This window comes from Micromonospora sp. NBRC 110038 (assembly GCF_020884815.1).
Taxonomy (GTDB): domain Bacteria; phylum Actinomycetota; class Actinomycetes; order Mycobacteriales; family Micromonosporaceae; genus Micromonospora; species Micromonospora haikouensis.
Genome location: NZ_BBOL01000003.1, coordinates 51,059 through 66,541, shown reverse-complemented (window position 1 = coordinate 66,541; position 15,483 = coordinate 51,059). Strand labels below are relative to the sequence as shown.

Here is a 15,483-nt window from a genome sequence, read left to right as displayed (position 1 = left end):
GTCGTACGGTCGAGGCAGAATCGCGTCCGTGCTGGTGGCGGTGGAGGCGGACGACCGGGGTGGGGGAGCGCTGCTGCCCCTCGACCCCGCCGGCCGCCCCACCGGCCCGGCCGAGCAGGTCACCGACCTCGCCGCCGCCGTCGCCGCCCGGGAGGCCGCCGAGCGTCCCCGCTGGGTCTGGGGCAGCGGCGCAGGCGTCTATCCGGCGCTGCTGCGCGCCGGGGTCCGGCTCGACCGCTGCCACGACGTCGAGCTGACCGAGTCGCTGCTGCTGGGGCACGCCGGCCGCTGGGGCGAGCCCCGCTCGCCGGCCGCCGCGTGGGCCCGGTTGACCGGCGCGCCGGTGCCGCCGGATCCGCCGCCCCGCGCGGCCGAGCCGCCCGGCCACGGCCAGGGCGCGCTCTTCGACACCCTGCCCGGTCCGCCGGGCCCCGGCGTCGAGGCCCTGACCCGGGTGTACGCCGACCAGCTCGACCGCATCGCCGCCACCGCCCATCCCGGCCGGTTCCGGTTGCTGGTGGCCGCCGAGTCGGCCGGCGCGCTGATCGCGGCGGAGATGGGGGCGGCCGGCCTGCCCTGGCGGGCCGAGGTGCACGACGAGATCCTTACCGGGCTGCTCGGCGAGCCGTCCCCGGTCGGCGGCCCGCCCCGCCGGTTGGCCGAGCTGACCGCCCGCATCGCCGAGGCGTTCGGCCTGCGCCAGGTGCACGCCGACTCCCCGGCCGAGCTGCTGCGGGCGTTCGCCCGCGTCGGCGTGGAACTGCCCAACACCCGGGCCTGGGTGCTGCGCGGCGTCGACCACCCGGCCGTGCCGCTGGTGCTGGAGCACAAGGAGCTCTACCGGATCTGGACGGCGCACGGCTGGGCCTGGCGCGACGCCTGGGTGCGCGACGGCCGGTTCCACCCGGAGTACGTCCCCGGCGGCGTCGTCTCCGGGCGGTGGGCCACCCGGGGCGGCGGCGCGTTGCAGATCCCCAAGGTGATCCGGCGGGCGGTGGTGGCCGACCCGGGTTGGCGGCTCGTCGTCGCCGACGCCGGCCAGCTGGAGCCGAGGGTGCTCGCGGCGGTCTCCGGCGATGCCCGGCTGGCCGCCGCCGGCGGGGCGGGCGACCTCTACGCCGCCCTGGCCCGGGACTCCTTCGGCGGCGACCGGCCCCGGGCCAAGGTGGCCCTGCTCGGCGCCATGTACGGGCAGACCGGCGGGATGGCCGTCCCCGCCCTCGCCGTGCTGCGCCGCAACTATCCGACCGCCTTCGCGTACGTGGAGGCGGCGGCGCGCACCGGCGAGGCCGGCGGCCTGGTGCGTTCCTGGCTGGGGCGCACCTGCCCGCCCGGCACGGCCGGTTTCGCCGACGGCGACGACGCGGGGGTCGACCCGGAGGCGGCGGCCGACCCGCAGGGCCCCCGGGCGCGGGCGGCCCGGTCCCGGGGCCGGTTCACCCGCAACTTCGTCATCCAGGCCACCGCCGCCGAGTGGGCGTCCACGTTGCTGGCCACGCTGCGCACGGCGCTGGCCGGCAGCGACGCCGAGCTGGTCTTCTTCCAGCACGACGAGGTGATCGTGCACTGCCCGGCCGGGCAGGCCGACGCGGTGGCCGAGGCGGTCCGCGCCAGCGGCGCGCGGGCCACCGCCCTGCTGTTCGGCGACACCCCGGTCCGGTTCCCGCTGGACCTGTCCGTCGTGGACTGCTACGCGGACGCCTGACCTGGCCGGAAGCGGCAGCCCGGCGACGCGCAGCGGCTCACGGGCTTGCCGGCGGCGGCCGACCGGCGACGCGGCGGCCGGCCGTGCCGTCGGCGCGGCACCCCGAGTGCGGCAAATATCCGTTTCGCCCCGACACTCATCGCGGGGGTGCTCGTTGCACCCGGTGTGCGTATCGCAGGAATGATCATCGCGGCGGGCGGGGGACGCCGTCTCGGTGGCCCCGAGGCGTTGCTCCACCAGGGTGACCAACCCCTGGTGGACCGGATGATCGACACGATGACCGAGGCGGGCTGCGCGCAGATCGTGGTGGTGCTGGGCGCGGCGGCCGACCAGGTGCGGCAGACCGCCGATCTGACCCGGGCCACGGTGGTGGTCAACCGCGCCTGGGGCACCGGCGTCGGCTCGTCGATCCGGGCCGGCCTCGCGGCGCTGACCGACCAGCGGATCGAGGCGGTGGTCGTGGTCCCGGTGGACATGCCGGGGCTCACCCCGGCGGCCGTGCGGCGGGTGGCCGCGCTGCCGTACCCCGACGTGCTGGTCTGCGCCACCTACGACGGCCTGCGCGGCTACCCGATGCTGTTCGGCCGCCGACACTGGTCCGGCATCGCCACCCTGGCCAGCGCCGACGTCGGGGCCCGGCCCTATCTGCTGGCGCACAAGGACCAGATCGTCGACATCTCCTGCGACTCGGTGGCCGACGGCAGCCGCGTCGACACCCCGGAGTTGATGGCCCTGTACGGGCTGACCGTCCCGCCCCAGCGCGTCGGCGCGTAGCGCGTTCCTGCGATCGATTCTTGGACGGTTCCTGCTCGCTGGTGACAGGAACCGTCCAAGATTCAGCAGGAGCTGCGGTGCCGGGCGTCCGCGTCCGACGCGAGCGGCGGGCCCATCGCGACGACACCCATCAGTTCGTCGCCAGCCGTCGCGCACCACACCCGCTTCTCGGCGGACTGGAGCGCACCGCGCCATCCGGTCCGTGCTCGTGCTGGATGGTCGGGTTCCCGACGGACGCGAGAGCGACTCCGCCAGCTCCGTTCGTGCCGCAGCGAGCGCAGGGCGACATCGTCTCCGCCTGCGGTGCCCTGACCGCAGGAGCATCACACCACGCGATCGCACTCGCCCGCCTCCGGTCCTTTCTCCGCCCCCTTTGCTCTGCACCCAGATGCGCAACAGGCACGCGACGTAGTCGGTCGCCGGATGCCCCGCTTCATTCGGATTGTTGGATGTCGCCACTCCATCCCCGGTGCTGCCTATCTGGGTGCAGAGCAAAGGGGGCGCGGGATGTCGAGTGGGGTCGAGGGGGTGTGACGAAGAGTCACACCGCCGGGCCTGCGCCCAGACGCCAGCGATCATTGCGCAGCGTGGTCGAGCTGCGAGTGGCGCAGCCGCTCGGTGGGGGCGATCAGTCGAGTCAGTCGAGGCAGAACTCGTTGCCCTCGGGGTCGGCCATGACGATGTGCCCCGCGGCGAGCGGTGCGGCGGGCTCGTGGCGGCGCAGCCGGGTCGCGCCGAGCGAGACGAGCCGCTCGGCCGCCGCCTCCAGGGCCGCCATCCGCGCGTCGCCGACCAGCCCCGGGGCGGCCCGTACGTCGAGGTGCACCCGGTTCTTGACCTGCTTGGGCTCCGGCACCCGCTGGAAGAACAGCCGCGGCGCGGTGCCGGCGGGGTCGACCACCGCCGAGGCGGAGTCGCGGCGCTCGGGCGGCACGCCCATCGCCTCCAGTGCCTGCTCCCACGACTCGAAGCCGGGCGGCGGGGCCTGCACCTGATGGCCGAGGGCCTCGGCCCAGAAGGCCGCCAGCGCGGCCGGGTCGGCGCAGTCGAACGTGATCTGAACGTCGGTCATGGTGCCAGCCTCCGGCATATCGCGGACAGGTTCGTTCCTAGACCTGTGCAACGATCGACGGGTGACCGTCGAGGCGACGACCGAGCGGGTGCTGCGGCTGCTGGCGCTGCTGCAGCGGCGACCGTCCTGGACCGCCGCCGAGATCGCCGCCGAGCTGCGGGTCACCGACCGCTCGGTGCGCCGCGACGTGCAGCGGCTGCGCGCGCTCGGCTACCCGGTGCACGCGGCGGCGGGCGTCGGCGGCGGCTACCGGCTCGGCGCTGGCACCCGGCTGCCGCCGCTGCTGCTCGACGACGAGGAGGCGATCGCGACGGCGGTGTCCCTGCGGCTGGCCTCGGGCGGCACGGTCGCCGGGGCGCAGGAGGCGGCGCTGCGGGCGCTGGCCAAGCTCGACCAGGTGCTGCCCGCGCGGCTGCGCGCCGAGGTGCGGGCGGTGCACGCCGCCACCGACACCCTGGTCGGCCCCGGCGTCGAGATCGACGCGGAGCTGCTGGTGACCCTCGCGCGGGCCTGCCGCGACGCCGTGCGGGTCCGGTTCCGTTACACCGGCCGCGACGGTGCGGAGAGCGAGCGCACGGTCGAGCCGGTGCGGATGGTCACCACCGGCCGCCGGTGGTACCTGATGGCGTGGGACGTCGACCGTGGCGACTGGCGCACGTTCCGGCTGGACCGGATGCGCCAGACGACGGCGACGACGTGGCACTTCCGGGCGCGGGAGCACCCCGACCCGGTCGCCCACGTGCGGCGGGCCGTGGCCGAGGCACCGTACCGGCACCTCGCCCGGGTGCGGGTGCACGCCCCGTCCGACGTGCTGCGGGAACTGGTGCCGCCGCAGGTGGGGCGGGTCGAGGACGACCGCGACGGCTGGTGCGTGCTCGTCGTCGGCGGGGACGACCTCGGCTGGCTCGCCCTGCACGTGGCCCGGCTCGGCTTCGAGGCGGAGGTGCTGGAGCCGGCGGAGCTGCGGCAGGCCCTCGCCCGGCTCGCCCACCGTCTCGCGGCGATGGCCGGGCCGGCTATCGCGTGATCATCTGCTGATTCAGGAGACGACACGCCGGGCGGGTTCTCCAGAAACAGCAGACGATCATCATGCGTCGCCGGCGCGTCGGTGGTGGTGGTCCAGCAGCTTGGACAGCAGCTCGGTCAGTCGCTGGCGCTCCTCGGGTGACAGCGGGGCCAGCAGCTCGTCCTGGCATTCGGCCAGGCGCTTCTCCAGCCGCCGCAACTGCTGCCTGCCCGCCGCGGTCAACGAGATGATGTTGCGCCGACGGTCGGACGGGTCCGGGGCGCGCTCGACCAGCCTGCGCTCGGCGAGCTCGTTGACCGCCGCCACCATGTCGCTGAGGTGGATGCCGCTGCGGCGGCCCAGCGTGGCCTGGCTGGCGGGGCCGAACTCCTCAAGCGTCGCCAGCAGGCGGTAGTGGTAGCCGCGGGCCTGGGCGGCGGAGAACGCGTCGCCCACCAGGCGCTGCGCGTGGCCGGCGGTCTGGGTGAGCAGCCAGCTGGGCAGGCTCTCCCAGCTGGCGGGCGCACCCTCGGCTGGCTTCTCCATGTGACAACCCTAACAAATCGTTGGGCGCACTAACGGTATCGGTATCGTTAGTCGCGTAAACGTTAGTGCGCCAAACGAATCTCCCTGGAGTCAAGGCCATGATCGAACCGTTCCGCATCGACGTCCCCCAGGCTGCTCTCGACGACCTCGACGACCGGCTCGGTCGTACCCGGTGGCCCAACGAGGTCGCCGACGCCGGGTGGGACTACGGCTTCCCGCAGGCGCGGCTCAGGGAACTGGTCGAACACTGGCGCACCCGCTACGACTGGCGCGCGCAGGAGGCCCGGCTCAACGAGCTTCCGCACTTCACCACCGAGATCGACGGCCAGAACGTCCACTTCGTCCACGTCAGGTCGGCGAAGCCGGACGCGCTCGCGCTGATCCTCACCCACGGCTGGCCCGGCTCGTTCCTGGAGTTCCTCGACGTGATCGAGCCGCTGTCGCGCGACTTCCACCTGGTGATCCCGTCCATCCCGGGCTTCGGCTTCTCCGGGCCGACCCACGAGCGCGGCTGGGACGTCGTCCGGGTCGCGCGGGCCTGGGCCGAGCTGATGCGCCGTCTCGGCTACGAGCGCTACGGCGCGCAGGGCGGCGACTTCGGCTCGGGCATCTCGTTGGCGCTCGGCACGGTGGCACCCGAACGGGTCGTCGGGGTGCACGTCAACTACCTGCCGACCCGGCCGCTGCCGGACGCCGACATCCACCTGTCCGAGACGGACGAGGCCCGGCTGGACAAGGTCAGGCAGCTGATGGCGAACCGGCCGCCGTTCCAGGCGCTGCAGGCCGCCACCCCGCAGACCATCGGCTACGCGCTGACCGACTCGCCCGTCGGCCAGCTGGCCTGGATCGCCGAGCGCTTCGCGCAGTGGACGGACCCCCGCTCGCCCGTCAGTGACGAGCGGATGCTCACCGACGTCTCGCTGTACTGGCTGACCGCCACCGCGGCCTCCTCGGCGCGACTGCACCGCGAGGCCCCGCGTCGGATCGCGCCGTGCCCGGTGCCGGTGGGGGTGGCCGTGTTCCCGCACGACATCACGCAGTCGGTGCGACCGCTGGCCGAGCGGCTCTACGACATCCGGCACTGGTCGGAGTTCGAGCGCGGGGGCCACTTCGCCGCGATGGAGGTGCCGGAGCTGCTCGCCGAGGACGTCCGGGACTTCTTCCTGACCTCCCTCACCTGACACGAACGTGCCGGGGCTGCTCGCCCGAACGACGGACGAGCAGCCCCGGCGGGCACAGCTCAGTCGCCGGCCGGCGGCTCCAGCCGGCCCGTGGCGGCCAGGCCCCGGTACCAGTGGGCGCTGTCCTTCCAGATCCGCTCCTGCGTGTCGTAGTCGACGCGGATGATGCCGAAGCGCCGGTCGTAGCCCCACGCCCACTCGAAGTTGTCCAGCAGCGACCAGACGAAGTAGCCGCGCACGTCCGCGCCCGCGTCCATGGCCGCGCCGACCGCGTCGATGTGCCGGTACAGGTAGTCCAGCCGCCGCTCGTCGTGGACCCGGCCGTCGGGGGTGACCACGTCGTCGAACGCCGCGCCGTTCTCGGTGATCATCAGCGGCAGCCCGGGGTGTTCCCGGTGCAGCCGCAGCAGCAGCTCGGTCAGGCCGGCGGGCTCGATGTTCCAGCCCATCGCCGTGTACGGACCCGGCTGCGGCAGGAAGTCCACGTCGTCGGCGCCGACCCACGGCGTGTGCGCCGAGCTGCCGTGCCCGTCGTTGTCCGAGCGGGCCGAGACGCCGTCCCAGGCCCGCACCAGAGTGGTCGAGTAGTAGTTGACCCCGAGCACGTCCAGCGGCACCGCGATCGTGCGCTCGTCGCCGTCGCGCACGAACGACCAGTCGGTCACCTTCGCGGTGTCGGCGAGAAGGTCCGCCGGGTACGCCCCGTCGAGCAGCGGCCCGAGGAACGCCCGGTTGGCCAGCGCGTCGATGCGGCGCACCGCGTCGGCGTCGGCCGCCGAGCCCGACGCCGGCCGGACCACGTGCAGGTTCAGCGTCACCGACAGCTCCGCCGCCGGCGCCAGCTCGCGCACCACCCGGCCGGCGAGGCCGTGGGCGAGGTTGAGATGGTGTACGGCGGCCAGCGCCCCGGCCGGCTCGGTGCGGCCCGGCGCGTGCACCCCGGAGCCGTAGCCGAGGTACGCCGAGCACCACGGCTCGTTGAACGTCGTCCACGTGTGCACCCGGTCGCCGAGCGCCTCCACGATGCCGGCGGCGTACTCCTGGAACCGCAGCGCGGTGTCCCGCGCCGGCCAGCCGCCGGCGTCCTCCAGCTCCTGCGGCAGGTCCCAGTGGTACATGGTGGCCACCGGCCGCACGCCCCGCTCCAGCAGCCCGTCGACGAGCCGGGAGTAGAAGTCCAGCCCGGCCCGGTTGAACGCACCGGAGCCGCCGGGCTGCACCCGGGGCCAGGAGATCGAGAACCGGTACGCCGACAGCCCCAGCTCGGCGATGTGCCCCAGGTCCTCGCGCCAGCGGTGGTAGTGGTCGGCGGCCACGTCGCCGGTGTCGCCGTTGAGGGTGCGGCCGGGGGTGTGGCTGTAGGTGTCCCAGATCGACGGGCCCCGCCCGTCCTCGGTGGCCCCGCCCTCGATCTGGTACGACGCCGTCGCCGAGCCCCACACGAAGCCCTCGGGAAACACTCGCGTCACCGGTTCGCCCCCGTCCCCAGCACGTCGCCGCCCGGCGACCCCGATCCCACCACGTCACAGTCGTAGCCGGACGACGCGCCGGCCACCACGTCCACGGCGGCCGTCCCGCCGTCGTACCGCACCTCGAACTCGGCCCCCGGCCCGCCGCCGGGCGAGGGGATCCGCACCCGGGTCCGCTGGCCCTCGACGGGCGCGAACAGCCGCAGCCGCACGCCGTCGGCCCACTCGTAGTCGGGCCGGTCGTGCGTCGCGCCGAACGGGATCACCGCACCGGGGCGGGCGAGCACCGGCAGGCTGTCGTAGCCGTGCTTCTCGGTCACCCACGCCGGCCCGGTGAGCTGCGCGCCGCTGACCAGGTTGGTCCAGGTGCCGGCGGGCACGTAGTAGGTGACCTCCCCGTCGGCGCTCATCACGGGCGCGACCAGCACGTCCGGGCCGAGCATGTACTGCCGGTCGAGGTACGCGGCCATCGGGTCGTCCGGGAACTCCACGATCATCGGCCGCATCACCGGCACCCCGTCGCGGTGCGCCTCCTCGGCCGCCGCCGCCAGGTAGGGCATGAGGCTCAGCTTGAGCCGGGTGAAGTGGCGCAGCACCTCCACGGCCTCGTCGTCGTACGCCCACGGCACCCGGTACGAGCCGGAGCCGTGTAGCCGCGAGTGCGAGGAGAGCAGCCCGAACGCGATCCACCGCTTGAACACGGCCGGGTCGGGGGTGCCCTCGAAGCCGCCGATGTCGTGGCTCCAGTAGCCGAACCCGGACGCCGACAGCGACAGCCCGCCGCGCAGCGACTCGGCCATCGCCACGAACGTCGACTCGCAGTCGCCGCCCCAGTGCACCGGGAACTGCTGCCCGCCGGCCGTGGCCGACCGGGCGAAGACGACCGCCTCGCCGACGCCGCGCTCGGCCTCCAGCAGCTCGAAGACGGCCTTGTTGTAGAGGTAGGCGTAGTAGTTGTGCATCCGCTGCGGGTCCGACCCGTCGTGCCAGACCACCTCGGTGGGGATGCGCTCGCCGAAGTCGGTCTTGAAGCAGTCGACGCCCATGTCGAGCAGCACCTTGAGCTTGCTGTTGAACCAGGCCACCGCGTCGGGGTTGGTGAAGTCGACGAGCGCCATGCCGGCCTGCCACTTGTCCCACTGCCAGACCGACCCGTCGGGGTTGCGCACCAGGTAGCCGGCCTGGCGGCCCTCCTCGAACAGGTAGGAGCGCTGGGCGATGTACGGGTTGATCCACACGCACACCTTCAGGCCGCGCTCGTGCAGCCGGCGCAGCATTCCCTCCGGGTCGGGGAAGGTCGCCGGGTCCCACACGAAGTCGACCCAGTGGAACTGCCGCATCCAGAAGCAGTCGAAGTGGAACACCGACAGCGGCAGGTCCCGCTCGGCCATCCCGTCGATGAACTCGGTGACGGTCTTCTCGTCGTACGAGGTGGTGAACGACGTCGACAGCCACAGCCCGTACGACCAGGCCGGGACGCGGGCCGGGCGGCCGGTGAGCGCGGTGTAGCGGCGCAGCACGTCCTTCGGGGTGGGCCCGTCGATCAGGTAGTAGGTCAGCGACTGCCCCTCGACGCTGAACTGGGCCTGCGAGACGACCTCCGAGCCGACCTCGAACGACACGTGCTCGGGGTGGTCGACGAAGACGCCGTAGCCGGCGCTGCTGAGATAGAACGGCACGTTCTTGTACGCCTGCTCGCTGGCGGTGCCGCCGTCGGCGTTCCAGATGTCGACGGTCTGGCCGTTCTTGACGAACGGGCCGAACCGCTCGCCGAGGCCGTAGATCGTCTCCCCGACGCCCAGCGCCAGCCGGTCGTGGACGAAGTGGCGGCCCTCGCCGTCGGTGACGACGCCGACGCTGCGCTCGGTGGACGAGGTGACCAGGCGGTCGCCGCGCAGGAAGTCGACCCGCCACCGGTCGACCAGCGTGACGCGGGCGGTCAGCTCGCCGGTGGTCAGGGCGGCGCTGACGCCGGTGACCTCGACGGCGACGGGGTGGTCGTCGCCGGCCGCGAGGGCGAAGCGCGGCTGCTTCGGCAGCCCTCCGCTGTGGTGCCCGACGGTCACGCCGATCACGCCGGGGGCGGGGGAGAAGAACTGCACGGTGACGACCGGGCGGTTGAGGGTGTCGCCCCGCCCGGTGATCTGACCGGTCGGCGCGAAGACGGTGAAGCCGCGTTCGTCCGGCTCCACCGATTCGACTGTGCCGGGGCGCAGCACCGTGACCCCCGGACGCAGTTGCCAGTACCCGTCGGTGAACTTCACTTCTCGGCTCCTACCGTGATGCCGCGGCTCAGCGTGCGCTGGAAGATGAGGAAGAACACGATCGCCGGGACGAGGCTGATCAGGGCCCCGGCGTTGGTGGTGGGGGCGTCCATCAGCCGGTCGCCCTGCAACGACGCGAGGGCCACCGGGATGGTCTGGGTCTGGTTGTCGATGAGCATCACCAGCGGGATGAGGAACTCGTTCCAGGTCCAGATGAAGAAGAAGACCAGCAGCACGGCGAGGGTGGGCCGGACGTTGGGCAGGACGACCCGCCACAGGATCGTCCACTTGCCCGACCCGTCCAGCGCCGCCGCCTCCAGCAGGCTCTTGGGGAACGTGCCGAGCACCGAGGCCAGCAGGTACGTGCCGAACGCGCTCTGGATGACCGTGAAGATGATGATCACGACGAGTCGGGTGTTGTAGAGGCCCACCTCCTTGGCGAAGTAGTAGAGCGGGTAGACCAGGGACTCCTGCGGCAGCATGTTGGCCAGCAGGAACGCCCCGACGATCCAGAGCCGGCCCCGGACCCGGCCGATGCCCAGCGCGTACGCGTTGAGCAGCGACACGGCGACCGCGAGCACCGCGACCGAGCCGGCGATGAGCGCGGAGTTCCACAGCTTCTGCGGGAAGTCGACCTGCGTCCAGTAGGTGCGCAGGCCCTGGGTGTAGAACTCCGACGGCCAGCTCAGCGGCCCGTCCGTGGAGTATTGCCCGGGCGCTTTGAACGCGTTGAGCAGCATGAACACGAACGGCACCAGCATGACCAGCGCGCCGACGGTGACCACGGCCAGCACGATCCAGCGGCCGACGCCCCGGTGGTGCCGGTCGGGCACCCGGGCGGACCGGCCGGTCTTCGCGGGGGCCTTCGTGGGGGTGAGGGTGACGGACATCAGGCGCTCCCGTCCCGTCGCTCGGCGCGGTGCTGCGCGCGGATGAACAGCAGCGCCACCACCACGATGATCAGCGTCAGCACGGTCGAGATCGCCGACCCGTACCCGACCTGGAGTTTCTTGAAGAACGTGTAGTACGCGAAGTACGACGGCACGTTGGTGGCGTTCTCGGGGCCGCCCCGGGTCAGCGCGTAGATCGGCCCGAACACCTTCATCGCGGCGATGGTGCAGGTGAGGGCGACGACGAACGTCTCCGGCCGGATCTGCGGCAGGGTGATCGCCCGGAACCGGCGGGCCCAGCCCGCGCCGTCGATCTCCGCCGCCTCGTACAACTCGGGGTCGACCCGCTGCAGCGCGGCCATGAACACGACCACCGGGTAGCCGATCTGCACCCAGATCATCACGCCCATGACCGCCGGCAGGGCGGTGTCGGGGTCGCCGAGCCAGTCGTGCGACAGCGCGCCCAGCCCGACGGCGTCGAGCAGCCCGTTGAGGGCCCCGTCGGGGCGCAGGATCCAGCCCCACACGATGCCGGCCACCACGACCGGCAGCACCTGCGGCAGGTAGAACGCGGCCCGCAGCGCGTTGGCGGTGCGCGGCTTGAAGCGCCGGCCGATGGTGTCGAACAGCACCGCCGCGAGCACCAGCCCGACGACGGTGGGCACCACGACCATCGCCACGATCATGGCGAGGGTGTTGCGGAACGACTGCCAGAAGACGGTGTCGTCGAGCAGGCGCCGGTAGTTCTCCAGCCCGACGAATGTCGGGTCGCCGATGCCGGACCAGCGGGTGAGCGAGAGATAGCCGGTGAACAGCAGCGGCCCGCCGATGACCAGCGCGAAGAGCACCGCGCCGGGCAGCAGGTAGAGCCAGTACCCCGCGTCGCCGCGGCGGCGGCGCGGGCCCCGGCGGCCCTTCGGGTCGGTGTCGCCCCGGCGTCGGGTGACGAGGGCGTCGGATGCAGCCATGATGGTCCCTCCGGTGCGCCGGCGGGCGCGTCGCGCAGGGCGCGCCCGCCGGGCGTCCTCGTCAGCCGCGCTTGATCTCCGCGACGCCCTCGTCGTACGGCTTGGCGATCGCGTCGAGCACCTGGTCGGGGGACTTCGACTGGTTGATCAGGCCCTGGAAGCCGGAGACCAGCACGTCGTAGTAGCCGGGGACCGGCCAGTCCGGGTAGAAGGCCAGGCCGTCGGTGGAGCTGATCGCGTTGAAGTTCTCGATCAGCTTCTTGTCCTTCGGGTCGGCGATCTTCGACGGGTCGGCCGACACCGGGACGCCGCCGTTGTTGCCGATCAGGGCCTGGATCTCCGGGCGCATGGTGATGTCGATGAAGTCGTACGCCAGGTCCTTGGCCTTGCTGGTCGCCGGGACCACCCAGATGTTGCCGGACGAGCCGGCGTGCAGCTTGTTGCCGGGGAACAGGAAGCTGTCCCAGTTGGCCTTCATCTCGGCCTTGAACCGGCCGTACCACCAACTCCCGGAGACGATCATCGGGGTCTTGCCGGCGATGAACGCCGTGCCCATGTCCTCGGCCTTGGCGCTGGCGGTGCCCTTGCCGACGTAGCCCTTCTTCACCCACTCGGCGAACGTGTCCGCGCCGTACTTGAGCGGGTCGGCCTTGAAGTCGACCGGGTTCTTGTAGAGCTGGTAGTTGTCGACGAACGCCCGGTCGGCCTTGGCGAGCGCGAGCTGGTAGAACAGCTGCCCGGCCGGGTACTCGGCGCCGGCGGTGCCCAGCGGGGTGATGCCCTTGGCGACGAACGTGTCCATCGCGGCGGTCATCTCGTCGAGCGTCGTCGGGACCTTGACGCCGTTGCGGTCGAACAGGTCCTTGTTGTAGTAGACCATCACGTACTCGCCGTAGTTGGGCACGCCGTACCAGTTGCCGGAGCCCATCACGCCCTTGTCGTCGTACTTGGCGGTGGTCTGCAGGCTCGGGCTGAGCGTCTTGTCCCAGCCCCGCTTGGTCGCCTCGGCCGTGAGATCGGTGAGCAGGCCCTGCTTGGACAGCAGGCCGGCGGTGGCGTTGCCCTTGTTGTACTCCATCACGTCCGGGCCCTCGGACGAGTTGATGATCATCCCGGCGTTCTGCTGGATCTGCTCGAACGCCTTGCGCTCGAAGCGCACCTCGACGCCCGGGTGCTCCTGCTTGAAGACCTCGATCGCCTTGTCCCACGCCACGCCCATGGCGCTGGTCTCGCCCTCGTAGTGCCAGAGCTTGAGCACCTTGGCGCCGCTGGCGCCCTCGTCGGCGTCGTCACCGCAGGCGGTCAGGGACGCCGCCGCGGCGACGGCCAGGGTCACCGCCGCGACGACTGTGCGGAATCGTTGCATTACCATTCTCCTCGTGAGTATCGAGCCGGTACTCCTCTAGGCCCGTCGTCGCGTGGCAGCGCGGCGGCGGGCTGTGTTCTTGCTCGTCGTGCCCGACGCCTCCGGGTCGGCCGCGTCGGCCTCGCCGGTGGTGTCCGGAGTCGGGCGACCGGGAGGGCCGCTGGATCCGCGGACCTCCAACGTGCACGGCAGCAGCTCCTGGTGGATCGGGGCGCTGTCGAGCTCCAGGTGGCGCAGCAGCGCCTCGACCGCGATGCGTCCCAGCGCCGAGCCGGGCGACGTCATCGCGGTCAGCGCGGGGGTGGCCAGCTCGGCGACCTGCGGCGAGGTGACCATGGAGACGACCGAGACGTCGTCGGGCACGGTGAGGCCCCGCCCGGCCAGCCCGCCGAGGATGCCGAACACGGCCCGCTCGTTCATGGCGAGCACGGCGGTCAGGTCGGGGGCCCGGTCGAACGCCGTGGCCAGGGCCGCCCGCCCGCCGGCCGCGCTGTCCTCGGCGGGGATCATCAGCGGCTCGACGCCGTGCTCGGCCATCGCCGCGGCGAACGCGTCGCGGGTGCGCAGCGCGGGGCCGTAGCCCTCGGCGATGGTCGCGGCGGAGTGGTTGACGTAGACGATCCGCCGGTGGCCCAGACCCACGAGGTGCGCGACGGCGTCGCGCACGGTGCGGTCGAAGTCGATGTCGACGTACGACAGGTCGGTGGTGTCGCCGGTGCGGCCGATGAGCACCAGCGGCACGCCCGCCTCCCGCAGCACGGCCACCCGGTCGTCGTCGAGCTGCACCTCCATCAGCAGCGCGCCGTCGAGCATCCGCTGGCTGGCCAGCCGCCGCAGGCCGTCGAGGTCGTCGGCGTCGACGGGGGAGAGCACCAGGTGGTAGCCCGCCGCGCTGGCCGCCGAGGCGGCGCCGGTGACGAAGGCCGTCTCGGTGGCGCCCAGGCCGCGGTCGTCGATCGGCAGGAGCAGCCCGAGGATGCGGCTGCGCCGGCTGGCCAGCCCCCGGGCCATCGCGTGCGGCTGGTAGTCCAGCTCCGCCATCGCGGCGCGGACCTTGTCCCGGGTGGCCTGGGAGATGGGCCGCGCGCCGGTCAGCACGTACGACACCGTGCTGACGGAGACCCGCGCGAGCCGGGCGACGTCGTGCATCGTGGCCATCGCGCACCTCCCTCGGCGGCCCGGCGGGCGGGGTCCCGACCTGCGTCGAAACGCCTAGTCGAAACGGTTAGTCGAAGCGTTTCGACAGACCGTAGGACACGTGTTACGAGGGCGTCAATAGCCGATGACAAAAATGGGTCGCCGGGCCGACCCGCGCCCGGGGGCGGCACAGCGCCGCGCTGGGGGGCGGGGTCGGCCCGGCGACGGGCGGAGCCTCAGATCTCGATGTTGAACTTGCGCAGCACCGACGGGGCGACCAGGCCCACCGCCGCGAGCACGGAGATCGCGGTCAGCACGCCGCGCAGCACGACCACCTCGGTCTTGCTGCCGGTGCGCAGCGCGATGCTGTTCGGCAGGCCGACCATCGTCCACATCCGGCGCTTGATCGGGATCGGCCACAGGATCGGCACCCCGGCCCGCGTGATCATGTCGCCGAGGATGTGCACGAAGCAGCCCACCCCGACGGCCAGCCCGATCAGCGGATACCCCCGGTCGCCGGGCAGGTTGGCGAACGTGTACCAGGCGGCGGCGGCCGAGGCCAGGGTCACGATCACCCAGCCGGCGCGCTCCGCCCACCGGTCGAACAGACCGCGCAGGGCCAGCCCGAACATGAAGAACAGGATGCCCACCACGGCCCACTTGCCGTACGCGGCGCACAGCGCGGTGGTGCCCCAGCCGACCAGCACGGTGAACGGGATCGTGTGGGTCAGGGTGCGGTGGCCGTTGTTGCGGCGCGGGTCCTTGCTCAGCTTGGTCGCGTAGTAGACGCCGAGGGAGATCTTCTCCATCACCTCGGCTACGAACAGGCTGACCACCCCGAACGTGCGGGCCACCGTGGCCCCGCCCTGGTTGCGGGTCACCTTGCCCGACAGGTCGAGGTCGGGGAAGAGCGCCCCACCGGCGCAGACCGCGGTGCCGACGGCGAGGGCCAGCGGCGACTGGTGGTAGTCGGCGAACTGGTCGAGCGCCCAGGAGCCGGTCAGCCACACCGCCGCGCCCGACAGTGCGTGGGACGGTCCCATCATGACGCCTCGCCCTCCCCAGGGTCTTGATCCACAAACTACGCCACTCTGGCAGAGTCGCC

The 15,483-nt window shown here is 72.5% G+C and carries 13 protein-coding genes; 4 read left to right on the top strand and 9 right to left on the bottom strand.

Annotation, left to right across the window (positions count from 1 at the left end):
- Nucleotides 1-19: 19 nt before the first annotated feature.
- Together LPU61_RS12000 and LPU61_RS11995 are read left to right on the top strand one after the other, a co-directional pair.
- Nucleotides 20-1,705: a bifunctional 3'-5' exonuclease/DNA polymerase gene (locus LPU61_RS12000; protein WP_374199673.1), complete on the top strand. Its 1,686-nt coding sequence runs from the start codon at nucleotides 20-22 to the stop codon at nucleotides 1,703-1,705.
- Between the two features lie 180 nt (nucleotides 1,706-1,885).
- On the top strand, nucleotides 1,886-2,479 hold the full coding sequence (locus LPU61_RS11995) for an NTP transferase domain-containing protein (protein ID WP_074474259.1): 594 nt from the start codon (nucleotides 1,886-1,888) through the stop codon (nucleotides 2,477-2,479).
- A 637-nt stretch (nucleotides 2,480-3,116) separates the two neighbouring features.
- Here the strand turns inward: LPU61_RS11995 and LPU61_RS11990 are convergent.
- Entirely contained in the window at nucleotides 3,117-3,551 is a 435-nt protein-coding gene (locus LPU61_RS11990; protein WP_374199654.1) for a VOC family protein, read from the bottom strand.
- 61 nt (nucleotides 3,552-3,612) lie between these two features.
- On the opposite strand from LPU61_RS11990, the gene LPU61_RS11985 reads away from it, so the two are divergent.
- A complete protein-coding gene (locus LPU61_RS11985) occupies nucleotides 3,613-4,578 on the top strand; it encodes a YafY family protein (protein WP_229404958.1) in 966 nt (321 codons plus the stop codon).
- A gap of 60 nt (nucleotides 4,579-4,638) precedes the next feature.
- On the opposite strand, the gene LPU61_RS11980 is transcribed toward LPU61_RS11985, so the two are convergent.
- Nucleotides 4,639-5,103: a MarR family winged helix-turn-helix transcriptional regulator gene (locus tag LPU61_RS11980; RefSeq protein WP_229404957.1), complete on the bottom strand. Its 465-nt coding sequence runs from the start codon at nucleotides 5,101-5,103 to the stop codon at nucleotides 4,639-4,641.
- Nucleotides 5,104-5,201: 98 nt separating this feature from the next.
- On the opposite strand from LPU61_RS11980, the gene LPU61_RS11975 reads away from it, so the two are divergent.
- Nucleotides 5,202-6,284 (top strand): epoxide hydrolase family protein, encoded by a 1,083-nt coding sequence (locus LPU61_RS11975; RefSeq protein ID WP_229404956.1) that lies wholly within the window; start codon nucleotides 5,202-5,204, stop codon nucleotides 6,282-6,284.
- A gap of 59 nt (nucleotides 6,285-6,343) precedes the next feature.
- Here the strand turns inward: LPU61_RS11975 and LPU61_RS11970 are convergent, their stop codons facing one another.
- The 7 genes from LPU61_RS11970 to LPU61_RS11940 all read right to left on the bottom strand — a co-directional run bounded on the left by LPU61_RS11970 (nucleotide 6,344) and on the right by LPU61_RS11940 (nucleotide 15,424).
- Entirely contained in the window at nucleotides 6,344-7,753 is a 1,410-nt protein-coding gene (locus LPU61_RS11970) for a GH1 family beta-glucosidase (protein WP_229404955.1), read from the bottom strand.
- Nucleotides 7,750-10,017, bottom strand: coding sequence for an alpha-xylosidase (gene yicI / locus LPU61_RS11965; RefSeq protein ID WP_229404954.1), 2,268 nt, complete (start codon nucleotides 10,015-10,017; stop codon nucleotides 7,750-7,752). Before yicI ends, LPU61_RS11970 begins: the two co-directional genes overlap by 4 nt.
- Nucleotides 10,014-10,907 (bottom strand): carbohydrate ABC transporter permease, encoded by an 894-nt coding sequence (locus LPU61_RS11960; RefSeq protein ID WP_043967688.1) that lies wholly within the window; start codon nucleotides 10,905-10,907, stop codon nucleotides 10,014-10,016. Before LPU61_RS11960 ends, yicI begins: the two co-directional genes overlap by 4 nt.
- Nucleotides 10,907-11,875: a carbohydrate ABC transporter permease gene (locus LPU61_RS11955; RefSeq protein WP_043967689.1), complete on the bottom strand. Its 969-nt coding sequence runs from the start codon at nucleotides 11,873-11,875 to the stop codon at nucleotides 10,907-10,909. The genes LPU61_RS11960 and LPU61_RS11955 overlap by 1 nt, the downstream gene beginning before the upstream one ends.
- A gap of 61 nt (nucleotides 11,876-11,936) precedes the next feature.
- On the bottom strand, nucleotides 11,937-13,241 hold the full coding sequence (locus LPU61_RS11950) for an ABC transporter substrate-binding protein (RefSeq protein ID WP_229404953.1): 1,305 nt from the start codon (nucleotides 13,239-13,241) through the stop codon (nucleotides 11,937-11,939).
- Nucleotides 13,242-13,277: 36 nt separating this feature from the next.
- Complete coding sequence (locus tag LPU61_RS11945; protein ID WP_043967691.1) at nucleotides 13,278-14,399, bottom strand: LacI family DNA-binding transcriptional regulator; 1,122 nt, start codon at nucleotides 14,397-14,399, stop codon at nucleotides 13,278-13,280.
- A gap of 215 nt (nucleotides 14,400-14,614) precedes the next feature.
- Nucleotides 14,615-15,424 (bottom strand): metal-dependent hydrolase, encoded by an 810-nt coding sequence (locus LPU61_RS11940; RefSeq protein WP_043967692.1) that lies wholly within the window; start codon nucleotides 15,422-15,424, stop codon nucleotides 14,615-14,617.
- Between the last annotated feature and the right edge of the window lie 59 nt (nucleotides 15,425-15,483).